This is a genomic window from Thauera sp., assembly GCF_035444905.1.
GTDB lineage: Bacteria > Pseudomonadota > Gammaproteobacteria > Burkholderiales > Rhodocyclaceae > Thauera.
This window is the reverse complement of record NZ_DAOMPS010000001.1, coordinates 229,180-252,194: the sequence shown is the minus strand read 5'-3', so window position 1 is coordinate 252,194 and position 23,015 is coordinate 229,180. Positions and strand designations below refer to the sequence as shown.

16 protein-coding genes are annotated in these 23,015 nt (G+C 67.0%); 9 read left to right on the top strand and 7 right to left on the bottom strand.

The genetic code is table 11. The features are described from left to right. Positions 1–9 precede the first annotated feature (9 nt). The 9 genes from PLC66_RS01140 to PLC66_RS01100 all read left to right on the top strand — a co-directional run bounded on the left by PLC66_RS01140 (position 10) and on the right by PLC66_RS01100 (position 10,961). Positions 10–855: an HTD2 family dehydratase gene (locus tag PLC66_RS01140; RefSeq protein WP_324537050.1), complete on the top strand. Its 846-nt coding sequence runs from the start codon at positions 10–12 to the stop codon at positions 853–855. Between the two features lie 10 nt (positions 856–865). Next, complete coding sequence (locus tag PLC66_RS01135; RefSeq protein WP_324537048.1) at positions 866–2,047, top strand: CaiB/BaiF CoA transferase family protein; 1,182 nt, start codon at positions 866–868, stop codon at positions 2,045–2,047. A gap of 18 nt (positions 2,048–2,065) precedes the next feature. Further along, positions 2,066–2,890 carry an HpcH/HpaI aldolase/citrate lyase family protein gene (locus tag PLC66_RS01130; protein ID WP_324537046.1) on the top strand — a complete coding sequence of 275 codons (825 nt, stop codon included), beginning with the start codon at positions 2,066–2,068 and terminating at the stop codon, positions 2,888–2,890. Between the two features lie 52 nt (positions 2,891–2,942). Next, complete coding sequence (locus PLC66_RS01125) at positions 2,943–4,301, top strand: class-II fumarase/aspartase family protein (RefSeq protein ID WP_324537044.1); 1,359 nt, start codon at positions 2,943–2,945, stop codon at positions 4,299–4,301. Between the two features lie 259 nt (positions 4,302–4,560). After that, positions 4,561–5,988: an FAD-dependent tricarballylate dehydrogenase TcuA gene (gene tcuA / locus PLC66_RS01120; protein WP_324537041.1), complete on the top strand. Its 1,428-nt coding sequence runs from the start codon at positions 4,561–4,563 to the stop codon at positions 5,986–5,988. Beyond that, entirely contained in the window at positions 5,975–7,162 is a 1,188-nt protein-coding gene (tcuB, locus tag PLC66_RS01115) for a tricarballylate utilization 4Fe-4S protein TcuB (protein ID WP_324537040.1), read from the top strand. Before tcuA ends, tcuB begins: the two co-directional genes overlap by 14 nt. Positions 7,163–7,229: 67 nt before the next feature. After that, positions 7,230–8,243 (top strand): NAD(P)-dependent oxidoreductase, encoded by a 1,014-nt coding sequence (locus PLC66_RS01110; RefSeq protein WP_324537038.1) that lies wholly within the window; start codon positions 7,230–7,232, stop codon positions 8,241–8,243. An 80-nt stretch (positions 8,244–8,323) separates the two neighbouring features. Next, the gene (locus PLC66_RS01105; RefSeq protein WP_324537036.1) at positions 8,324–9,421 is read left to right on the top strand and encodes a 4-oxalomesaconate tautomerase; all 1,098 of its coding nucleotides are present in this window, start codon (positions 8,324–8,326) and stop codon (positions 9,419–9,421) included. A gap of 232 nt (positions 9,422–9,653) precedes the next feature. Further along, positions 9,654–10,961 (top strand): OprD family outer membrane porin, encoded by a 1,308-nt coding sequence (locus PLC66_RS01100; RefSeq protein WP_324537034.1) that lies wholly within the window; start codon positions 9,654–9,656, stop codon positions 10,959–10,961. A gap of 162 nt (positions 10,962–11,123) precedes the next feature. Here the strand turns inward: PLC66_RS01100 and PLC66_RS01095 are convergent, their stop codons facing one another. The 7 genes from PLC66_RS01095 to PLC66_RS01065 form a co-directional block, all read right to left on the bottom strand. After that, complete coding sequence (locus PLC66_RS01095; RefSeq protein WP_324537032.1) at positions 11,124–13,103, bottom strand: LTA synthase family protein; 1,980 nt, start codon at positions 13,101–13,103, stop codon at positions 11,124–11,126. A 139-nt stretch (positions 13,104–13,242) separates the two neighbouring features. Further along, the gene (gene aroQ / locus PLC66_RS01090) at positions 13,243–13,677 is read right to left on the bottom strand and encodes a type II 3-dehydroquinate dehydratase (RefSeq protein WP_324537030.1); all 435 of its coding nucleotides are present in this window, start codon (positions 13,675–13,677) and stop codon (positions 13,243–13,245) included. An 80-nt stretch (positions 13,678–13,757) separates the two neighbouring features. Beyond that, positions 13,758–15,221, bottom strand: a complete 1,464-nt coding sequence (locus PLC66_RS01085) for a glutamate synthase subunit beta (RefSeq protein WP_324537029.1) — start codon at positions 15,219–15,221, stop codon at positions 13,758–13,760. Further along, complete coding sequence (locus PLC66_RS01080) at positions 15,222–19,913, bottom strand: glutamate synthase-related protein (protein ID WP_324537027.1); 4,692 nt, start codon at positions 19,911–19,913, stop codon at positions 15,222–15,224. A 330-nt stretch (positions 19,914–20,243) separates the two neighbouring features. Beyond that, entirely contained in the window at positions 20,244–21,368 is a 1,125-nt protein-coding gene (locus tag PLC66_RS01075) for a deoxyguanosinetriphosphate triphosphohydrolase (protein ID WP_324537025.1), read from the bottom strand. Positions 21,369–21,410: 42 nt separating this feature from the next. Next, a complete protein-coding gene (gene aroB, locus PLC66_RS01070; RefSeq protein ID WP_324537023.1) occupies positions 21,411–22,493 on the bottom strand; it encodes a 3-dehydroquinate synthase in 1,083 nt (360 codons plus the stop codon). Further along, complete coding sequence (locus PLC66_RS01065) at positions 22,481–23,011, bottom strand: shikimate kinase (protein WP_324537021.1); 531 nt, start codon at positions 23,009–23,011, stop codon at positions 22,481–22,483. The genes aroB and PLC66_RS01065 overlap by 13 nt, the downstream gene beginning before the upstream one ends. Positions 23,012–23,015 lie beyond the last annotated feature (4 nt).

Here is a 23,015-nt window from a genome sequence, read left to right as displayed (position 1 = left end):
AAACAACACATGAATCTCAAGGACTGGATCGGCCGCTCGGAGGACGTCTCCGACATCGCCACCGCGACCCCCTATGCCGCCCTGTCGGCGACCTTCGATCGTCCCGCCGAACGCCCCCCTGTCGGCACGCCGCTGCCCGCCCTGTGGCACTGGCTGTACTTCCTGCCGCTGCATCGCCAGTCGGAGATCGGCGCCGACGGCCACGCCAAGCGCGGCGGCTTCCTGCCCCCGGTGCCGCTGCCGCGGCGGATGTGGGCCGGCAGCCAGTTCGAGTTCCACAAGCCGCTCGCGATCGGCGACGCGATGACGCGCACCTCGACCATCCACGACGTCACCGAGAAGACCGGCCGCAGCGGCCCGCTGGTATTCGTCAAGGTGCGCCACGAGGTCCGCCGCAGCGGCGAAGCCGACCTCGCGCTCACCGAGTTCCACGACATCGTCTACCGCGAGGCACCCAGGCCCGAGGACGTCGCGCCGCCACCCACGGCGGCCCCGGCCAGCGCGACCTGGGAGAAACGCTGGATACCGGACGACGTGCTGCTGTTCCGCTACTCGGCGCTGACCTTCAACGGCCACCGCATCCACTACGACCGCAAGTATGTGACCGAGGTCGAGGGCTATCCCGGCCTGGTGGTGCACGGGCCGATGATCGCGACCCTCCTGCTCGACCTGTTGCGCCACCAGATGCCGGAAGCCGAAGTCGTGCGCTACGCGTTCCGCGCCGTGCGCCCGGTGTTCGACATCAACCACTTCTTCGTCTGCGGCGAGCCGCAGGCCGACGGCAAGACCATCCGCCTGTGGGCGAAGGACCACGAGGGCTGGCTGACGATGGAAGCCACCGCGGTGATCAAGTGAGGAACATGCAATGAGACCCCTGGCAGGCATCACCGTCGTCACCCTCGAGCACGCCATCGCCGCGCCCTTCGCCACCCGCCAGCTGGCGGATCTCGGCGCCCGCGTGATCAAGGTCGAGCGCCCGGGCGTGGGCGACTTCGCCCGCGGCTACGACGAGCGCGTGCGCGGCCTGGCCTCGCACTTCGTGTGGACCAACCGCTCGAAGGAGAGCCTGACGCTCGACGTCAAGGACGCGGAAGCGCAGACCATCCTCAAGCGCCTGATCGTCGAGGAGGCCGACATCGTGGTGCAGAACCTCGCCCCCGGTGCCGCGGCCCGGCTCGGCCTGTCGTATGCGGCGCTGTCGGCGCTCAAGCCGGAGATCATCGTGTGCGACATCTCCGGCTACGGCAGCGATGGCCCTTACCGCGACAAGAAAGCCTACGACCTGCTGATCCAGAGCGAGTCCGGCTTCCTGTCGGTGACCGGCACCGAGGACGAGCCGTCGAAGGCGGGGCCGTCGATCGCCGACATCTCCGCCGGCATGTACGCCTACAGCAGCATCCTGGCGGCGCTGCTGCAGCGCCAGAAGACCGGCCGCGGCCAGCACCTCGACATCTCGATGCTCGAGAGCCTGGTCGAGTGGACCACCTATCCGCTCTACTACGCCTTCGACGGCGCACCCCCGCCACGCCGCACCGGCGCCAGCCACGCCACCATCTATCCCTACGGCCCGTTCCCGGCCGGAGACGGCAAGGTCGTGATGCTCGGCCTGCAGAACGAGCGCGAATGGGCTGCGTTCTGCGACAAGGTCCTGCTGCAGCCTGCGCTGGCGCGTGAGGAGCGTTTCTCCAGCAATTCGAAGCGTTCCGCAGCACGCGACGAGCTGCGCCGGATCATCGTCGAGGCCTTCGCCGAACTCACCGCCGAGCAGGTCATCGAGCGCCTCGAGAGCGCCCAGATCGCCAATGCCCACGTCAACGACATGCATGCAGTCTGGGCTCACCCCCAGCTCCAGGCGCGCAAGCGCTGGCGCGAAGTGGGTACGGCGGTGGGCCCGATCCCGGCCCTGCTGCCGCCGGGCTCGTGGGAGGAGTGCGAGCCGCGCATGGATCCGGTGCCGGCGCTGGGCGAGCACAGCGCCGCGATCCTCGCCAGCCTGGGCTATCCGGCCGACCGCATCGCCGAGCTCAAGCACGCCGGCGTCATCTGATCCGTCTGGAGATCCACCATGCAGATGCCAATCACCTATCTCTTCGTGCCGGGCAACCGGCCCGAACGCTTCGACAAGGCGCTTGCCGCCGGGGCGGATGCGATCGTCCTCGACCTCGAGGATGCGGTCAGCCCCGCCGACAAGGCCCGCGCCCGCGACGCGATCGCCGACTGGTTTGCACTTCATGCCGAGCAGGCGCAGCGGATCGTCGTGCGCATCAACGATGCGCAGTCGCCCTGGTTCGCCGACGATCTTGCCTTGCTCAAGTCCACCGCCATCAGCCAGGTCATGCTGCCGAAGACCGAGTGGCAGGCGCAGATCGATCAGGTGCGGGGCGCCGTGGATCGACGTGCGCGCGTCCTGCCGCTGATCGAGACCGCACGCGGGGTATGCAAGGTCGACGAGATCGCGGCCGCCGACGGCGTGCTGCGGCTGGTCTTCGGCACGCTCGACTACGGCGTCGACCTCGCGTTGTCGGGTGACGACGCCGGCCTGATCTACCCCGCCAGCCGGATCGCGATCGCCTCGCGCTGCGCGGAGCTGGCCAGCCCGGTCGCCGGCGTCACCCCAGCGATCGACGACGAGGCCCGCATCCGCGCCGACCTCGCCTTTGCACGCGCCTTCGGCTTCGGCGCCAAGCTGTGCATCCACCCGAAACAGGTGGCGGTGATCCACGCCGCACTCCGGCCGACGCCGGAAGAGCGAGCCTGGGCCGAGCGCGTGCTGGCGGTGGCCGCCAGCTCCGACGGTGCTGCCCAGGTCGACGGAAAGATGATCGACCGACCGGTGGTGCTCAGGGCCGAGGCCATCCTCGCGCGCTGCGCCGCCGGCACGGCGGACTGAACCCGCAACCACGACGAATACCACTCATCCAACTCAATCAGGAGCATCCATCATGGGCGCCAGCATCATCGACTCCAGCATCTTCGGCAACATCTTCAGCACCGACGCGATGCGCGCGGTGTGGTCCGACCGCAACCGCACCGAGAAGTACCTCGACATCGAGCGCGCGCTGGCCATCGTCCAGGGCCGGCTCGGCATCATCCCGCAGGAAGCGGCCGACGAGATCGTGCGCAATTGCGACATCGATAAGATCGACATGGACAAGCTGCGCGCGCAGACCGAGCGCATCGGCTACCCGGTGCTCGGCGTGGTGTCGCAGCTCAACGCGCTCTGCCGCGACAAGCTCGGCGAATACTGCCACTGGGGCGCGACCACCCAGGACATCACCGACACCGCCACCGTGATGCAGATCCGCGAGGGCCTGGAGATCATCGACGGCGAGCTGGCGGCGATCTCCGCAGCCCTGGCCGAGCTGTCGCGGCGCTACCGCGATACCCCGGTGATCGGGCGCAGCAACCTGCAACAGGCGATCCCGGTCACCTTCGGCTTCAAGACTGCAGCCATCCTCGCCGGCATCGAGCGTCACCGCGAGCGCCTCGCTCAACTTCGGCCGCGCGTGCTGATGGGCGAATTCGGCGGCGCTTGCGGCACCCTGGCCTCGATCGAGAAAGGTGCGATGGAAACCCAGGCCGGGCTGATGGCCGAACTCGGCCTGGCCCAGCCGGACATCGCCTGGCACACGGTGCGCGACACCATCGCCGAGGTCGGTGCCTTCCTCGGCCTGGTCGGCGGCTCGCTGGGCAAGATCGCGATGGACGTCAAGCTGATGATGCAGCACGAGGTGGCCGAGGTGTATGAGCCCTTCGCCCCCGGCCGCGGCTCCAGCAGCACGATGCCGCAGAAGCGCAATCCGATCTCGAGCTGCTACATCCACGCCGCCGTGTCGGTGGTGCGCCAGCATGCCGCCGCGTTGATGGACGCGATGATCGCCGATCACGAACGCTCCACCGGCCCGTGGGAGATCGAGTGGATCGCGTTGCCGGAGGCCTTCTGCCTGCTCGCCGGCGCGCTGAAGCAGACCCGCTTCGTGCTCGAAGGGCTGGAGGTCGATGCAGGCAACATGCGTCGCAACATCGAGCTGACCAAGGGTCTGGTGATGTCAGAGGCGGTGATGATGGGACTCGGACCCTATATCGGCCGCGAGTATGCGCACGATCTCGTCTATGACCTGTGCCGCGAGGCGATCAGCACCGACCGCCCGCTGCTCGACATCCTTGCCGAACACCCGGAGATCAACGTCCATCTCGATCGCGCTGCACTGGCACGGCTGTGTGACCCGGCCAACTACCTTGGCCAGGCCGGGGTGATGGTGGACAAGGTGTTGGCGCGTGCGCAGCGAGGCCGGCGATGACGGGCACAAACGGGATCGTCCCGCAGTGGATCGAGCACCTGCAGCTCGACTGCCCCGTCCCGTGCGGAGCGCTCACCGCCGAGCGCGACGCGGACCGGGCTGCACCTCGCGGAGCGCCGGCGCCGCGGTCGGCTGAGGCGACCGATGAGCTGGAGCAGGTGGCGGTTCTGAGCAGCAACTGAATCCGGGCATTGCCCAGGAACGACGAACCGGCGGCTTTGCCCGTGATCAGGACCGCTCTCGAAAGGAGCCGAGAAAGATGAAACATCAACAAACCGGCACGGTCGATGTGCTCGTGATCGGCGGCGGCAATGCCGCCCTGTGCGCCGCCCTGGTGGCACGTGAAGCGGGCGCCTCGGTGCTGATGCTCGAAGCCGCCCCACGCGAATGGCGCGGTGGCAACTCCAGCCACACGCGCAATCTGCGCTGCATGCACGATGCGCCGCAGGACGTCCTCACCGACGCCTACCCGGAGGAAGAGTTCTGGCAGGACCTGAAGAAGGTCACGGGCGGCATCACCGACGAGAAACTTGCCCGCCTCGCGATCCGCGAATCCGCCCGCTGTCGCGACTGGATGCGCCGGCACGGCGTCCATTTCCAGCCGTCCCTGTCGGGCACCCTGCATCTGTCGCGCACCAACGCCTTCTTCATGGGCGGCGGCAAGGCGCTGGTCAATGCCTATTACCGAAGCGCGGAAGCGCTCGGCGTGCGTATCCGCTACGACGCGCCGGTCGATCGGCTCGAACTCGCCGATGGCGAGTTTCTCGCCGCCTGGGTCGGCGGCGAGCGGATCGCCGCGCGCGCCTGCGTGCTGGCGGCAGGCGGCTTCGAGTCGAACCGCGAGTGGCTGCGCGAGGCATGGGGCCAGAACGCCGATGGCGAATGGCCGGCCGACAACTTCGCCATCCGCGGCACCCGTTTCAATCGGGGTGTGCTGCTCAAGTTCATGATGGAGGCCGGCGCCGACATGGTCGGCGATCCCTCCCAGTCGCACTGCGTCGCGGTCGATGCACGCGCCCCGCTCTACGATGGCGGCATCTGCACGCGGATCGACTGCGTGTCGCTGGGCATCGTGGTGAACAGGGATGCGCAACGCTTTTACGATGAAGGCGAGGATTTCTGGCCCAAGCGCTACGCGATATGGGGCCGACTGGTGGCGCAGCAGCCGGGCCAGGTCGGCTACTCGATCATCGATGCGAAGGCCAACGGCCGCTTCATGCCCCCGGTCTTCCCAGGGGCGCAGGCCGACAGCCTCGAGGGACTCGAACGCCAGCTCGGCCTCGACGAGACCGCCCTCGTGCGCACCGTGCGCGACTACAACGCTGCCTGCCGGGTCGGCAGTTTCGACCATACCGTGCTCGACGACTGCCATACCGAAGGTCTCGCACCGGCCAAGACCCACTGGGCCTTGCCGATCGACACCCCGCCCTTCCGCGGCTATGCGCTCAAGCCGGGCATCACCTTCACCTATCTCGGACTCAAGGTGAACGAACGGTCGGCGGTTCATTTCGCCGGTGAGCCGAGCCGCAACCTCTTCGTCGCCGGCGAGATGATGGCCGGCAATGTGCTCGGCAAGGGCTATACCGCCGGGGTCGGAATGACCATCGGCACCGCATTCGGCCGTATCGCCGGCGCCCACGCCGCAGCCGCAGCCTTGCAGCAGGGAGTTCGCCATGTCGCAGCTTGAGATCCTGGCCCGGGAGGCCGCCGACCTGGCCGAAGGGCGTGTGCGGCCGCTGGCGCCGAAGCCGACGGCCGACAGCGAGGCCGACGTCGACCGCATCATGACGATCTGCAACGCCTGCCGCTACTGCGAAGGCTTCTGTGCAGTGTTCCCGGCGATGACGAGACGGCTCGAGTTCGGCACCGCCGACATCCACTACCTGGCCAACCTGTGCCACAACTGCGGCGCCTGCCTGCATGCCTGTCAGTACGCACCGCCGCACGAGTTCGCGGTCAATGTGCCGCAGGCGATGGCGCGGGTGCGCGCGCAAACCTACTCGGACTATGCCTGGCCGTCCGGCTTCGGCGCGCTCTACCGTAACAACGGCCTGACCGTAGCACTGGCGCTCGCCAGTGGACTGGCGCTGTTCCTCGTGCTGGCGCTGGTGATGCAGGGCAGCCTGTTCCATGAGCCGGTCGCGGGCGACTTCTACTCGATCTTCCCGCACAACCTGCTGGTTTCGATGTTCGCGCCGGTGTTCGTGATCGCAGTGCTGGCGCTTGGCATCGGCGTGGCGCGCTTCTGGCGCGAAATCTCGCCTGGCGAGGCCGGCCTGGTGAGCAGCGCGGCAGTCGCCGAAACCACCAATGACGTGCTGCGGCTGAAATACCTCGACGGCGGTCACGGCGGCGGCTGCCCCAACGCGGACGACGCCAATACCTTGTTGCGCCGGCGCTTTCACCACCTGAGCTTCTACGGCTTCATGCTGTGCTTCGCCGCCACCAGCGTGGCCACGCTCTACCACTATGCATTTGGCTGGGAGGCACCGTACGCGATGACCAGCCTGCCGGTGGTGCTCGGCACCGTGGGCGGCATCGGTCTCCTGATCGGCCCTGCCGGGCTGTTCTGGCTCAACCTCAAGCGCCACCCGGCGCACGGCGACGCCGCGCAGAAGCAGATGGACCGCGGCTTCATCGCCTTGCTCTTTCTCACCAGCCTGAGCGGCCTCGCCCTGCTCGCCGGGCGCGATGGCAGCGCGATGGGGCTCTTGCTTGCGGTGCATCTCGGCGTGGTGATGGCGCTGTTCCTGACCATGCCCTACGGCAAGTTCGCTCACGGCTTCTATCGCAGTGCGGCGATGCTCAAGTGGGCGATCGAGAAGCGTCGCCCGAACCGCGTGGGCATAGGAAGCGAGTGATGGCACGCACGGACGACTCGTGCGTCAGGCACCGGGGATGGCGGCGGACGTACGCGCCAGTGCAGTCATGAAGATCACCGTGCTGGACGACGAGCACGGCGTGGTCTGCAATCTTGCGGCGCTGAACGTTCTGGAAGGCCTGCCGGTGACCCTGCAGGTGCATTCACAGCGCATCGCAGACGAGACAGAGCTGATCGCCGCGCTGCGCGGCAGCGCTTGCGCAATCCTGGTCCGCGAGCGTACCCGGATCACCGTGCGCACCCTCGACGCCGTGCCCGAGCTGAAGCTGATCGTCGTGATCGGACACCGGGCTAGCCAGATCGACGTCGATGCCTGCCGCCGTCGCGGCATTGAGGTTCAGATTGCACGCGGCGACCCTGTCGTCGCAAGCGAGCTCACCTGGACCCTCATTCTGGCCGCCTCTCGGCGCCTCGTTCCGTTCGCGGTACAACGGCCATGCGACCACGGGCGGCAAGGCAGCCCGGCTCCGAGGGGCGAGCGCCTGGGTCGCACACTGCATGGCCGCACGCTCGGCGTGTGGGCGCTGGGGCGCGTCGGCGCGCGCGTGGCGGCGATCGGCCACGCCTTTGGCATGCAGGTGCTGGTACATGGCGGCGAGCAGTCGCGGCGCGCAGCACGAGCAGCCGGCTATCGCTTCATCGGCAAGCGCCGCGCCTTCCTTGGTGCCGTCGACGTGCTGAGCCTGCACCTGCCGCCAAGACGCGAGACCCTTCATCTGATTGGCGAATCCGACCTGGCGGCGATGAGAGCGGACGCGCTGCTGGTCAACACCAGTCACCCTGAGCTTCTGGCCCCCGGGGCCCTGCTCGCGGCCCTCGGCCGCGGACGCCCGGGTGCGGCGGCGCTCGACGTGCATGAGGACGAACCTGCGACCGTCGCCGCCTACCGCGGCCACCCGGCGATCCTGTTCCCCCCGCAGTCAGAGCGAGTGAATGCGGACCACTATGAGGCCAGCTTCCGCGAGGCCTTCGGCCATGTGCGGCTGTTCATCGAGACTCAGTTGCAGGGCCGCAAGCGCCCCCTGATCAACCTCGCCAGTTTATTGCCTGTTGCGCACTAATCCGCCCCTTCTATTCATTTCCTGTCTCTGTCGCAAACTTCCAGAATGCCGCACAGACATTGAACTTGAAGGAAGTGGCCATGTTGAAGAGCATTCCCTGCACCCTGATGCGCGGCGGCACATCCAAGGGCCCCTATTTTCACGCCGCCGATCTTCCTGCGGACCCGGACGAACGCGACCGCGTCCTGCTGGCGGTGATGGGGTCGCCCCACGCACGCCAGATCGACGGCATCGGCGGCGGCGACACGCTGACCAGCAAGGTCGTCATTGTGAACACCTCGTCGCGGCCGGGCATCGATATCGAGTACCTGTTCGCCCAAGTGTCGGTGGAGACATCGACCGTGGACACCACGCCGAACTGCGGCAACATGCTCTCCGGCGTGGGCCCCTTCGCGCTCGAGAACGGACTGGTGCCGGCCGTCGATCCGGTGACGACGCTGCGCATCCTCAACCTCAACACCGCCAAGGTGGTCGAGGCGGTGATCCAGACGCCGGGCGGCAAGGTCCGCTACGAAGGCAATGCCCGCATCGACGGCGTGCCAGGAAGTGGCGCCCCCATCGTGCTGAATTTTCTCGATGCGGCTGGCGCAAAGACCGGCCGCCTGTTCCCGACCGGGCAACGATCGGACCTCATCGACGGCATCGAGGTGTCCTGTCTCGACTTCTCCACCCCGCTCGTCTTCGTCGCCGCGGCCGCACTTGGAAAGACCGGCTACGAAAGCAAGCGCGAACTCGATGCCGATGACGGACTGAAATCACGGCTGGAATCCATTCGCCTGCAGGTGGCGTTGATGGCGGGTCTCGGCGACGTTCGCGACAAGGTGCTTCCAAAGATCGCACTGGTTGCGCCGCCTCAGCACGACGGTGTCGTGGCGTCGCGCTACTTCACACCGTGGAATTGCCATTCGGCCTACGCGGTCACCGGTGCGTTGTGCCTTGCCGCCGCGGCGAGCATGCCCGGTACGGTCGTCCACCGGCTGGCACGTTTCAACCCCGGGGATCCCACCCTGGTGACCATCGAACAGCCCGCCGGGAAACTCGACATCCGCATGCAGGCGGCTGCAACCTCCACGGCCGCCGACCCGGTCTTCGTCTCGGCAGGACTCGTCCGAACCGCGAGGAGGCTTTTCCGCGGCGTCGTCCATGTTCCGCTCCTGGATCACGGCAGGGCGGCCTGAGCACGGCACACGAGATGACCGGATGACGTCGCCGGCAGGGTTTCGGACGGTGCCCCACGAACTCCATCTCGCGCATTAATCGCCTCCAGTTTTGCATTTCCCGCATTTCAACGCGATCACCATACTCGAATCCGCGACGCAGCACGCGACCGCGCAAGTGATCGCGAAGCCCGCGCGCGCAAACCCTTCCCCCCACCGCAAAGGGGCGGAACCCGTCCATCAAGGAGGAGCAATGAAAACGAAACCGACTGCCAAGGCGCTGGCCGCGCTCGTCGCAAGCGCACTGATGCCGGCGCTGGCCCAGGCGGGCGAAGAAAGCCCGCACAAACTCGAACTGAAGGTCCGCGGCGTCCACTTCGACCGCAGCTTCGAGACCTCATCCCGAGATCGAACCCAGTCCGCACTGGGCCTGCAGCTCAACTACGAGTCGCCCTATTTCGCCGACGCGATCGGTTTCGGCGTTTCCGGCTTCAGCGTGACCCGCCTGGCATCCTCCGGCCTGGTCACGACCGATGTCCTGTCCGTCGGCGGCGACGGAGAGTTTCACGACACTTTCGGGCAGATTGCGCAAGCCTTCGTCAAGCTCAAGCATCGGGACCTCCTCGAACTGAAGCTCGGCCGACAACTCCATGACTCGATGCTACTGACCAGTTCGAACAGCCGGGCCGTGCCCAATACCTATTCGGGCGGCAGCGCGGTCGTGACACCGATGAAGGGGCTGACGCTGCACGGCGCGATCTACGACCGCTGGTCGCGCCGCGCCCAATCGGACTTCGAGCGCTTCGCCACCGACCGATCCGCACAAGGGGCCATCGACCACGTCGCGGTGCTCGGCGCCGAGTACAAGAGTGGCCCGGTCGCCGTCGAGTTCGAGTACCTGAACTCAAAGGACTTCCTGACCAAGATGGGCTTGGTCGGGTCCTACACCTTCTCGCTGGCGGAGAAACAGAAGCTCAAGCTCACCGGCGGGGTGCACACCTCGCGCGACGCCGGGAGCCTCTTCATCAGCGGCTCGGAAAGTGCGGAACTGGACGACGAGGACAGGTTCCCGGCGGGAGCACGCAGCGACAACGACGGTCGCGGCGTGTATGTCGATGTCGACTGGTCGTTCGGCAACCTTGCCCTTGGCGCAGCGCTGGCAAAGTTCGATGGGGCCTGGATCGAGGACAACTTTGCCGGGGACCACGGCATGAACCCCTTCCCGACCGGTGGTGTGCTCGCAGACATGACGAACAACGACGAGACGGTCTGGATGGTGCGGGCCAGCTACAACTGGAAGGACTACATCAACGGGCTACGAACCACGGTGAAATACAAGAATGGAACGGGAGCCCGCAACAGCCACGTCGGCACGCTCGGGAGGGCCGACGAGAACGAGTTCGAGGTCGACGCGCGGTATCAGATCCCGCTGGTGAAAGGCCTCAACCTGCGCTACCGCTACCTGCGGTATACCTCGGACAAGGTTGGCAGGGTGGATGGCGTGCTCGAGGACAACACCGATCACCGTATCTATCTGGACTACAGCTACCGCTTCTTCTGAGCATCCCATTCGCGCGCAAGGGGTGGCACCGGCCAGCATGCGCCCCCCTTGCGGACTCTCCTTGCCCCAGGGCCGAACGGGCGCCTGTACAGGGCCGCGACTCGGCCAACACCGTTGCCGGCACCCGCTGTCTGCAACCCCTGAGCGGGAGGCAGGCGAGCGTTACACGTCCGGCGCTGCCTCTGCGGCCAGCGCATCGAATGCCGCCTCCACCGCCACCTCCTCGGCCTCCAACTCCACCGTCTGCAGCACCGGCCTGTCGGCCGGCGCCTGCAGCGCGTGCTGGGCACCACTGAAGAGGTCGCGCTTGAGCACATCGATGGCATCGACCCAGGCAGCCGACGGCTCGCAGCCCGCTGCCAGTTCGCCGTTGCGGCACACCGTCAGGCGCTTGCCCTCGAGGGCGAAATGCACGCCGGGCAAGGGGCGGACACGCACCGGGTCGTCGCTGCGCGCGGCAAAGCGCAGCATGGTGTCGCGCTCGTCACCGAGCAGGTCGAGGATCAGCGCCGGCAGCGCGTAGATCGGCAGGTCGCCGGTACGCAGCGGACCCCGCGTACCGTCGATCACCACCAGCGGCGTCGATACCAGGGTGCGGAACATCGGGTCGTCGAACTGCTCCCGGTTGGGCGCCAGCAGGCCGGACTCGGCATAGCCGCCGTGGTTCCAGCCGAGCGAAGGCAGGTGATCGCCGAACAGCACGATGATGGCCTGCGGGTCGCGCTCGCGCAGCGCGCCGAGGAAGGCCATCAGTTCGCGCGACTTGTAATACACGGTGTTGGCATAGGCCTTGACCAGCGCATTGTCGGTCTTCGTGTCGATGACCTGCGGGCGCTGCGCATTGAGCGGGTAATCGAGGTGGCCGAAGTAGGTCAGCACGTAGTTGAACACCGGCTGCGCGCCGTCGAGCGCGGGGCCGACGCGTTCGAGCACCTGGCGATAGAGCGAGGCGTCGCTGAGGAACTCGCGGTTCATGTCGTCGAGCGCGAAGTCGCGGTCGGACCAGTAGTGCTCGAAACCGATGCGGCGGTAAGCATTGATGCGGTTCCAGAACGGTGCGGCGTTCGGGTGCGAGGCGAAGCTGAGGTAGCCGGCTTCGCCGAGGTGGCGGGGCAGGCAGGGCACGTCGCGGCGCAGGCGGCCTTCGAAGAATACGGCGTCGGTCTTGACCGGGAAGCCGCACAGGGCCTCGAACTCGGCATTGGCGGTGTAGCCGCCGAACACCGGCGACAGCGCCCTGGCATTGCCGGCCGCCTTCCACAGCCTGCGGAAGGCCGGATCGAGCGGATCCGCCGACAGCCCGGCGGCCTTCAAGGCCATCGGATCCCAGAAGGATTCGAGCACGATCATGTGCACATTGCGTCCGCCGCGCCCCTGGCGGCCCGCAGCCGTCCTCAGGAAGGGGCTGGGCTGGGTCGCGCCGAGCAGGGTCAGCGCATCCTCGACCTCGTTCATCTGGGGGGCCGCGCCACGGCGGGCGAGGTTGCGCGCCGCCTCCTGCACCAGATGGATGGGCAGACCGCGCATCTCGTAGTTGCCGCGCTGATTCCACACCCAGTCGCCAAAGCGGGCGTCCATCCAGGCGGTGAGCGGCGCCGGCTGCGCCAGCACGGCGGCCACGCCAGCGATGACGGTGGCGAGCGCACCCCAGGCGCGCGGACGGCGCCAGGCGAACATCCACAGCAGCGCCACGAGCGGCAGCGCGAGCATGGCCACGCTGCCCCACAGCTGCCAGCCTTCCAGCAACAGAAAGAGATTTCTTGCGGCGACGAAGTCGTCGGGCATCACCGGCCCGCCCAGCACCGCAAGCTTGAGCGCATTGCCGACCGTGAAGGCGGAAAACAGCACGACCATCGCCACCCCGAAGCGCGCCACGCTGCGCGCCATCAGGAACAGCAGGCCGCCGATCAGCAGGTGCGCTGAGAGGTCACGCAGCCAGGCGTCCTGGCGCGGCGCCACGCCCAGGAAGTGGGCGATCGCCCATTGCGCGAGCGCATACCAGGCGGCCACCAGGCCGAGCGCACAGCCCCACTCGCGCACCTGGCGCAACCCTGCGCGCGCGCGCGTCGCACCCGCCGCAATGGGCAGCGACTCGGGCTGAGGCTCGGGCTTGGCGGGGGCACGGCTTGCGGACGCGGACACGGCGGCACTCCGGAGTGAAGTCTGGAGTGCGGATAATACGCGTGTAACAAACGCCTGTTAGCGCACCAGGGCGCATTTCCCCGCGATGCAACAAGGCAATTTGCGACAAGGTTTTGCGGCTCGCCGCCGGCACGCAGTCTCAGCAGCGGGACGCGATGAACTGCAGCGCGAGGCCATAGCCCTGGGTGCCGAAGCCGGCCATGACCGCCTCGGCGACGTCGGACAGGTAGGAGTGGTGGCGGAAGGATTCGCGCCGGTGCACGTTGGAGATGTGCACCTCGACGAAGGGAATCGCCACCCCCGCGAGCGCATCGCGGATCGCCACGCTGGTATGGGTGTAGGCGCCCGGGTTGATCAGGATCCAGCCGACACCCTCGCCGCGCGCGGCATGGATGCGGTCGACGATCGCGCCCTCATGGTTGCTCTGGAAGCACAGCACCTCGACGCCGAGCGCCTCGCCCTGCGCGCGCAAGCCGGCCTCGACATCGGCGAGCGTGGTGGCGCCATAGATCTCGGGCTCGCGCGTGCCGAGCAGGTTGAGATTGGGGCCATTGATGACCAGGACCTTGGGCATGCTGCCCTCCGCAATATTCAGTCATGAAAAAAGGGCGGTCCGCAGACCGCCCTTCGCGAATCGCTTCAGCGCAGAGGATATCAGCGCGGCAGCAGGCTCTCACCCATCAGGAACTCGTCGACCGCACGGGCGCACTGGCGGCCCTCACGAATCGCCCAGACCACCAACGACTGCCCGCGGCGCATGTCGCCGGCGGCGAACACCTTGGGCACGTTGGTGGCGTAGCAGCCCTCACCGTCGGTGCTGGCCTTGGCGTTACCACGCGTGTCCTTGTCGACGCCGAAGGCCTCGAGCACGCCACCCACCGGCTGGGTGAAGCCCATCGCGAACAGCACCAGGTCGGCCTTGATCTCGAACTCGGAGCCCGGGATCTCGCTCATCCTGCCGTCCTTCCACTCCAGGCGACAGGCCTTGAGCGCCTTGACCTTGCCGTTCTTGCCGATGAACTCCTTGGTGGCGACGGCGAAGTCGCGCTCGCAGCCTTCCTCGTGCGAGGACGAGGTGCGCAGCTTGGTCGGCCAGTACGGCCACACCAGCGGCTTGTTCTCCTGCTCGGGCGGCATCGGCATCAGCTCGAACTGGGTCACGCTCGCCGCGCCGTGACGGTTGGAGGTGCCCACGCAGTCAGAGCCGGTGTCGCCGCCGCCGATCACCACCACGTGCTTGCCCTTGGCCGAGATCGGATTCGGCTTGTCGCCGGCGACCTGCTTGTTCTGCGGGATCAGGAACTCGAGCGCGTAGTGCACCCCGCCGAGCTCGCGCCCCGGCACCGGCAGGTCGCGTGGCACCTCGGCGCCGCCCGCCAGCACCACGGCGTCGAAGTCCTGCTGCAGTTGCTCGGCGCTGACGACTTCCTTGGCGTCGTTGACGATGCCAGCCGGCATCTCCTTGGCCGCCACCACCACGCCGGTGCGGAAGCGCACGCCTTCGGCCTGCATCTGCTCGACACGGCGGTCGATCAGCCACTTCTCCATCTTGAAGTCGGGGATGCCGTAGCGCAGCAGGCCGCCGATGCGGTCGTTCTTCTCGAACACGGTGACGTCATGGCCGGCGCGTGCGAGCTGCTGCGCGGCGGCCAGGCCCGCCGGCCCGGAACCGACGACGGCGACCTTCTTGCCGGTCTTGAGCTCGGCCACCTGGGGCACCACCCAGCCTTCTTCCCACGCCTTGTCGATGATCGCGTGCTCGATCGACTTGATCCCCACCGCGTCGGTGTTGATGTTCAGCGTGCACGCCGCCTCGCAGGGCGCGGGGCAGATGCGGCCGGTGAACTCGGGAAAGTTGTTGGTCGAGTGCAGCACCTCGATCGCCTCGCGCCAGTGGCCGCGATACACGAGGTCGTTCCAGTCGGGAATGATGTTATTGACCGGGCAACCGTTGTTGCAGAACGGAATGCCGCAGTCCATGCAGCGCGCGCCCTGGATGGCGGCCTGCTCGTCGCTCAGGCGAACGACGAATTCCTTGTAGGTCTTCAGGCGCTTGTCGACCGGCTCGTAGGCCTCGGACAGACGCTGATGCTCCAGAAATCCAGTGGGCTTGCCCATTTATGCGGCCTCCTTCTCTGCTTCACGTGCCTCTGCCATCTCGGCCAGCGCACGACGGTACTCATGCGGGAACACCTTGACGAACTTCTTCCGCCAGACGCCCCAGTTGTTCAGGATCTCGCGGGCACGCACGCTGCCGGCGAAACGGACGTGGCGCTCGATCAGGCCCTTGAGGATGAGCTCGTCGCCCATCGTCAGATGGTCGATGTCGACGCGGCCATGGGATTCGAGCTCGTCGCCCGATTCCGACCCCTTGCGCGCGGCGATCTCGTCGGGCAGCGGCTCGAGCGCGACCTGCGCCATGTTGCAGCGCTGCTCGAACGTGCCGTCCTCGTCCAGCACGTAGGCCACGCCACCGGACATGCCGGCGGCGAAGTTGCGGCCCGTCTCGCCAAGCACGACCACGGTACCGCCGGTCATGTACTCGCAGCCATGGTCGCCGACGCCTTCCACCACCGCAGTGGCGCCGGAATTGCGCACCGCAAAGCGCTCGCCCGCGACACCGGCGAAGTACACCTCGCCTTCGGTCGCACCGTAGAGCACGGTGTTGCCGACGATGATGTTGTCAGGCGTGTCGCCACGGAACTCGGCCTTCGGACGCACGATGATGCGTCCGCCCGACAGGCCCTTGCCGACGTAGTCGTTGCCCTCGCCCACCAGCTCGAGCGTCACGCCACGCGCCAGGAAGGCACCGAAGCTCTGCCCCGCAGTGCCATTGAGGCGGATGTGGATGGTGTCCGACGGCAACCCGGAATGTCCGTAGCGCGCGGCGACCTCGCCCGACAGCATCGCGCCCACGGTGCGGTTGATGTTGCGCACCGGCAGGTCGATGTTGACCTTCTCCCCCTTCTCCAGCGCCGGCTTGGCGAGCGCGATGAGCTGGTTATCGAGCGCCTTGTCGAGGCCGTGGTCCTGCGTCTCGGTGTGCAGGCGCGGCACCTCGGCCGGCACGTTCGGCAGGTAGAAGATGCGCGAGTAATCCAGGCCCTGCGCCTTCCAGTGGGCGATGCCCTTCTTCATGTCGAGCAGGTCGGCGCGGCCGATCAGCTCGTCGAAGCTGCGGATGCCGAGCTGGGCCATCAGCTCGCGCACTTCCTCGGCGACGAAGAAGAAGTAATTGACCACGTGCTCGGGCTGACCCTGGAAGCGCGCGCGCAGCACCGGATCCTGGGTGGCGACGCCGACCGGGCAGGTGTTGAGGTGGCACTTGCGCATCATGATGCAGCCTTCGACGACCAGCGGCGCGGTGGCGAAGCCGAACTCGTCGGCGCCGAGCAGCGCACCGATGACGACGTCGCGGCCGGTCTTGATCTGGCCGTCGACCTGCAGGCGGATGCGCGAACGCAGGCGGTTGAGCACCAGGGTCTGCTGGGTCTCGGCCAGGCCGAGCTCCCACGGCGAACCGGCGTGCTTGATCGAGCTCCACGGGCTGGCGCCGGTGCCGCCGTCATGGCCGGCGACGACGATGTGGTCGGCCTTGGCCTTGGCCACGCCGGCCGCCACCGTGCCGATGCCGATCTCGGACACCAGCTTGACCGAGATGCTCGCTGCAGGGTTGGTGTTCTTGAGGTCGTGGATCAGCTGCGCGAGGTCTTCAATCGAATAGATGTCGTGGTGCGGCGGCGGCGAAATGAGGCCGACACCCGGCACCGAGTGGCGCAGGAAGCCGATGTATTCCGACACCTTGTGGCCGGGCAGCTGACCGCCCTCGCCGGGCTTGGCGCCCTGCGCCATCTTGATCTGGATCTGGTCGGCGTTGGCGAGGTATTCGGCGGTCACGCCGAAACGGCCCGAGGCCACCTGCTTGATCGCCGAACGCAGCGAGTCGCCGGCGTTCAGCTCGAGGTCGCGCGCGATGCGCTTCTCGCCGATCACCTGCGACAGCTTGATCGCCTGCGTGAGCGGCTTGAAGCGCATCGGATCCTCGCCGCCCTCGCCGGTGTTCGACTTGCCGCCGATGCGGTTCATCGCCACCGCCAGCGTGGTGTGCGCCTCGGTGGAGATGGAGCCGAGCGACATCGCGCCGGTGGCGAAGCGCTTGACGATCTCCACCGCCGGCTCGACCTCGTCGAGCGCCACCGGGGTTTCGGCGGCCCTGAGCTCGAACAGGCCGCGCAAGGTCATGTGGCGCTTGCTCTGGTCGTTGATGATGCGGGCGTACTCCTTGTAGGTGTCGTACTTGCCCGAGCGCGTGGCGTGCTGCAGCTTGGCGATCGCGTCCGGCGTCCACATGTGCTCTTCGCCGCGGATGCGGAAGGCGTACTCGCCACCGGCGTCGAGCATGTCGTGCAGCACCGGGTCGGGGCTGAACGCGGCCTTGTGCAGCTGGATCGCCTCTTCCATGACCTCGAACACGCCGATGCCCTCGACCTGGCTGGTGGTGCCGGTGAAGTACTTGTCGAGCAGCGCCTGCTTGAGGCCGACGGCCTCGAAGATCTGCGCCCCGGTGTAGGACATGTAGGTCGAGATGCCCATCTTCGACATGACCTTCATCAGGCCCTTGCCGATCGCCTTGACGAAGTGCTTGACGTACTTGGCGGCGGACTCCGCGTCACCGGCGAGGTGCTGCAGGGTCTCGAGCGCGAGGTAGGGATGCACGGCCTCGGCGCCATAGCCCGCGAGCACGGCGAAGTGATGCACTTCGCGCGCCGAGCCGGTCTCGACCACCAGGCCGGCGCGGGTACGCAGGCCCTTGGCCACCAGGTGCTGGTGAATGGCGGACAGCGCCAGCAGCGCGGGGATGGCGATGCGCTCGGCCGACAGCTTGCGGTCGGACACGATGAGGATGTTGTAGCCGCCCAGCACCGCGTTCTCGGCGTCGGCACACAGCGAGGCCAGGCGTGCTTCCACGCCTTCCTTACCCCACTCGGCCGGGTAGCAGATGTCGAGCTCGGCCGAGCGGAACTTGTTCTGCGTGTAGCGCGCGATGTTGCGGATCTTGGCCATGCCGGCGAAGTCGAGCACCGGCTGGCTCACCTCGAGGCGGAACGGCGGGTTGATCTCGTTGATTTCGAGCAGGTTGGGCTTGGGCCCGATGAAGGACACCAGCGACATCACCATCTGTTCGCGGATCGGGTCGATCGGCGGGTTGGTGACCTGGGCGAAGAGCTGACGGAAGTAGTTGTACAACGGCTTGCTGCGCGCCGACAGCACCGCCAGCGGCGAGTCGTTGCCCATCGAGCCGGTGCTCTCCTCGCCGCTCTTGCCCATCGGCTCGAGGATGAACTTGATGTCCTCCTGCGTGTAGCCGAAGGCCTGCTGGCGGTCGAGCAGCGGCGCGATGCGCTCGCCGCCGCCGTCAGCGGCGACACGGTCGGGCACGGCCGGCACCTCGAGGGTGTCGAGCTTGATGTTGATGCGGCGCAGCCAGTCGGCGTAGGGCTTGGCGTTGGCGAGCGACTCCTTGAGCTCCTTGTCGCCGATGATGCGGCCCTGCTCCATGTCGATCAGGAACATCTTGCCCGGCTGCAGGCGCCACTTCTTGACGATCTTGCTGTCGGGAATCGGCAGCACGCCGGATTCGGAGGCCATCACCACGAGGTCGTCGTCGGTGACCAGGTAACGCGCAGGACGCAGGCCGTTGCGGTCCAGCGTCGCGCCGATCTGGCGACCGTCGGTGAAGGCCACTGCGGCGGGGCCGTCCCACGGCTCCATCATCGCCGCGTGGTACTCGTAGAAGGCGCGACGCTTCTCGTCCATCTGCGTGTGCGACTCCCAGGCCTCGGGAATCATCATCATCATCGCGTGAGCGAGCGTGTAGCCGCTCATCACCAGCAGTTCGAGCGCATTGTCGAAGGAGGCCGAATCGGACTGGCCGGGGTAGATCAGCGGCCAGATCTTCTGCAGATCGTCGCCCAACAGCGGCGAATGCACGCCCTTCTCGCGCGCGCGCATCCAGTTGTAGTTGCCGCGCAGGGTGTTGATCTCGCCATTGTGGGCGATGTAGCGGAACGGATGGGCGAGATCCCACTTCGGGAAGGTGTTGGTCGAGAAGCGCTGGTGCACCAGCGACAGGGCCGACACCGCGCGCGGGTCGACCAGGTCGAGGTAATACTCGCCGACCTGGTTGGCGAGCAGCAGGCCCTTGTAGTTCACCGTGCGTGCCGACATCGACACCATGTAGAACTCCTTGCCGTGCTTGAGCTGCAGCGCGCCAATGGCGTTGGCGGCGCGGCGACGCACGACGTAGAGCTTGCGCTCGAGCGCTTCGGTGACCATCACATCCGGGCCGCGGCCGATGAAGATCTGGCGGATCACCGGCTCCTTGGCCTTCACCGTGGGCGACATCGGCATGGCGCGATTGACCGGCACGTCGCGCCAGCCGAGCACGGTCTGGCCTTCGGCCACGACCGCACGCTCGATCTCCTCTTCACAGGCCAGCCGCGAGGCCGCTTCCTTGGGCATGAACACCATGCCGACTCCGTACTCGCCGGACAGCGGCAGGATGACGCCCTGCCTGGCCATCTCCTCGCGGTAGAGCTGGTCGGGAATCTGGATCAGGATGCCGGCGCCGTCACCTTGCAGCGGGTCGGCACCGACCGCGCCGCGGTGATCGAGGTTCTTCAGGATTTCGAGGCCCTGCAGGATGATGTCATGACGTTTCTCGCCCTTGATGTGGGCGATGAAACCCACGCCGCAGGCATCATGTTCGTTGGCGGGGTCGTACAGACCCTGCTTTTGGGGCAGATCCATCTTCTTTTCCTCAAACGACACGCAAGATCACGCGCAGGAGCCGGGGGAGGCCAGTCGGACCGGGGGTCCGACTAAACCGAACGCGCACAAAAAAGCCGGGCGCGCGCGCACCGGCTTTATGATTTGCACCAAGTTGGTGCAAAAACAGCTTTCTGATGTCAAGGGAGCAGGACGAAAAGCCCGCATGCACCATTTTGGACACCGCCACCAGACGTGCTGTTGACGAAAAAAAACTATACGCCCGCAAAACGCCGGGTTCAAGAATTTTTTTGCACTGCGGCAGGCGTCTGGAAGAGGCTTTTTGCACTGCGTCTGCCGCCACGTCCACCGTCAATGGATCTCGCCGACCGCGAACAGGCGGCGATGCTCCTTCATTGCATAGCGGTCGGTCATGCCGGCGATGTAGTCGGCGATCGCCCGCGCCTTGTCCTCGCGCGCCATCGCCTGGTACTGCGGCGGCAGGATGTGCGGGTCGTCCATGAACGCGGCGAACAGCTCGCTGACGATGCGGCGCGCCTTGTTCGTCATGCGCAGCACCTGGTAGTGGCGGTAGAGCCGATCGCGCAGGAAGAGCTTCAGCTCGCGCAGGCGTGGCAGCAGCACGTCCGAATAGGCCACCAGGCGCGGCGCGGCGCGCACGTCGTCGAGCGAAGCCACGCCCGCGGCGGCGATGTTGGCGCGCGTCTGCTCGAGCAGGTCGATCACCATCAGGTGGATCATGCGGCGCACGGTCTCGTTGATCAGCTTGCGCCCGGTCAAGCCCGGCCAGCGCGCCTCGACCTCGCGACGCTGGGCCGCGAAAAGCGGGACGTCCTCGAGCTGCTCGAGGGTGATCAGGCCGGAGCGCAGGCCGTCGTCGACGTCGTGGTTGTTGTAGGCGATCTCGTCGGCGAGATTGGCGAGCTGGGCCTCGAGCGAAGGCTGGGTGCCGTCGAGAAAGCGTTGGCCGACGTCGCCGAGCGCCGCGGCGTGAGCGCGCGAGCAATGCTTGAGAATGCCTTCGCGGGTCTCGAACATCAGGTTCAGCCCCTCGAAGGCCGCATAGCGATCCTCGAGCAGATCCACCGTGCGCAGCGACTGCAGGTTGTGCTCGAAGCCGCCGAAATCCTTCATGCAGGCATTGAGCGCGTCCTGGCCGGCGTGCCCGAAGGGCGTGTGACCAAGGTCGTGCGCGAAGGCGATCGACTCGGCGAGATCCTCGTTGAGCGCGAGCTCGCGCGCGATGCCGCGCGTGATCTGGGCGACTTCGATGCTGTGGGTGAGCCGGGTACGGAACAGGTCGCCCTCGTGGTTGACGAAGACCTGCGTCTTGTATTCGAGGCGGCGAAAGGCAGTGGAGTGGACGATGCGGTCGCGGTCGCGCTGGAACTGCCCGCGCGCGACCGGCGCCGGTTCGTCATGCGTCCGGCCGCGCGAATTGGCCTCGGTGACTGCGTAAGGCGCGAGCTGCAGCATGGACCCCCTCCCCTCACCGTGCCTGCTCAAGGCAGGCAACAATCAACGACAGCGCGCCTCGATGGCAGCGACGAGCTCGGCTTGTGCGGCATCACCATGAATCACGGCGCGACCGAGTTTGCGCAGCAGCACCAGGCGCAGGCGGCCGGCCTCGACCTTCTTGTCGTGCGACATCAACTCGAGATAGCGCGCGGCACCCAGGCTCGGCCCCCACACCGGCAGTTTTGCGCGCACGAACAGGGCCTCGATGCGCCCGACGTCGGCGTCGCTCAACCAACCGAGACGACGTGAGAGCTCGGCCGCCATCATGGTGCCGGCGGCGACTGCCTCGCCGTGCAGCCATTCGCCGTAACCGAGCCCGGTCTCGATCGCATGACCGAAGGTATGGCCGAGGTTGAGCAGGGCGCGCTCGCCCTGCTCGGTCTCGTCCGCCGCCACCACCTCGGCCTTGTTGCGGCAGGAACGCTCGATCGCATACGCGAGCGCATCGGCGTCGCGCGCGACCAGGTGATCGAGATTGGTCTCGAGCCAGTCGAGAAAAACCGGATCACGGATCAGGCCGTACTTGATGACCTCGGCCAACCCGGCCGAAAGCTCGCGATCGGGCAAGGTGGCCAGGGTGTCGATGTCGGCCAGCACCAGCCTGGGCTGATAGAAGGCGCCGATCATGTTCTTGCCCAGTGGGTGGTTGATCGCCGTCTTGCCGCCAACCGAGGAGTCGACCTGGGCCAGCAGCGTGGTCGGGACCTGGATGAAGGGCATGCCGCGCTGGTAGCAGGCGGCCGCAAAGCCGCCCATGTCCCCCACCACCCCGCCGCCCAGCGCGACCAGCGTGGTCGAGCGCTCGCAGCGTTCGGCGAGCAGCATGTCGAAGATGCGGTTGAGGGTTTGCCAGTCCTTGAAGGCCTCGCCGTCCGGCAGGCTCACCGTCGACACCTTCACCCCTGCCTCCTCGAGCGCGCTGCGCAGCACCTCGAGGTAGAGCGGGCCGACGGTGTCGTTGGTGACGATCGCCACCCGTCGGGTCTTCAGATACGGCAGGATCAGCTCGGCGCGACCGAGCAGGCCGCGGCCGATGTGGATGGGATAGGCGCGATCGGCCAGGGCGACGGTCAGGGTCTGCATGTGCTGTGCTCGCGTTTCTTCAGGGCGTCCTCGATCAGGCGCACCATGGTCCCGGGGTTCGTGCGTCCGCCGTCGACCACGACGTGGGCCACCTCGCGGTAGAGCGGATCGCGCTGACGGTAGAGCTCCTCGATGCGCTGGCGCGGGTTCTCCACCTGCAGCAGCGGCCGGTTGCGGTCGTGGCGGGTGCGCTCGAAGAGGATCTGCGGCAGCACGTTGAGGTAGAACACGATGCCGCGTTCACGCATCAGCGCGCGGTTCTCGGGCGTGGTGACCACCCCGCCGCCGGTGGCGATGACGATGTCGGATTCGCGCGTCAGCTCGTCCATCATCTGCGTCTCGCGGCGGCGAAAGCCCGCCTCCCCTTCGATCTCGAAGATGGTCGGGATGCTCACCCCGGTGCGGGCGACGATCTCATGATCACAATCGGCAAAACGCAGCTTGCGCCGCCGCGCCAGCTCCTTGCCAACCGTGGTCTTGCCGGCGCCCATCATGCCGATCAGTATCAGACAGCTCACGCGC

Bases quoted from the DNA above. Each gene is read 5' to 3' on its own strand.
- PLC66_RS01140 (WP_324537050.1), top strand. From the start codon at position 10: ATGAATCTCAAGGACTGGATCGGCCGCTCGGAGGACGTCTCCGACATC.
- PLC66_RS01135 (WP_324537048.1), top strand. From the start codon at position 866: ATGAGACCCCTGGCAGGCATCACCGTCGTCACCCTCGAGCACGCCATC.
- PLC66_RS01130 (WP_324537046.1), top strand. From the start codon at position 2,066: ATGCAGATGCCAATCACCTATCTCTTCGTGCCGGGCAACCGGCCCGAA.
- PLC66_RS01125 (WP_324537044.1), top strand. From the start codon at position 2,943: ATGGGCGCCAGCATCATCGACTCCAGCATCTTCGGCAACATCTTCAGC.
- tcuA (WP_324537041.1), top strand. From the start codon at position 4,561: ATGAAACATCAACAAACCGGCACGGTCGATGTGCTCGTGATCGGCGGC.
- tcuB (WP_324537040.1), top strand. From the start codon at position 5,975: ATGTCGCAGCTTGAGATCCTGGCCCGGGAGGCCGCCGACCTGGCCGAA.
- PLC66_RS01110 (WP_324537038.1), top strand. From the start codon at position 7,230: ATGAAGATCACCGTGCTGGACGACGAGCACGGCGTGGTCTGCAATCTT.
- PLC66_RS01105 (WP_324537036.1), top strand. From the start codon at position 8,324: ATGTTGAAGAGCATTCCCTGCACCCTGATGCGCGGCGGCACATCCAAG.
- PLC66_RS01100 (WP_324537034.1), top strand. From the start codon at position 9,654: ATGAAAACGAAACCGACTGCCAAGGCGCTGGCCGCGCTCGTCGCAAGC.
- aroQ (WP_324537030.1), bottom strand. From the start codon at position 13,677: ATGCCCAAGGTCCTGGTCATCAATGGCCCCAATCTCAACCTGCTCGGC.
- PLC66_RS01085 (WP_324537029.1), bottom strand. From the start codon at position 15,221: ATGGGCAAGCCCACTGGATTTCTGGAGCATCAGCGTCTGTCCGAGGCC.
- PLC66_RS01080 (WP_324537027.1), bottom strand. From the start codon at position 19,913: ATGGATCTGCCCCAAAAGCAGGGTCTGTACGACCCCGCCAACGAACAT.
- PLC66_RS01075 (WP_324537025.1), bottom strand. From the start codon at position 21,368: ATGCTGCAGCTCGCGCCTTACGCAGTCACCGAGGCCAATTCGCGCGGC.
- aroB (WP_324537023.1), bottom strand. From the start codon at position 22,493: ATGCAGACCCTGACCGTCGCCCTGGCCGATCGCGCCTATCCCATCCAC.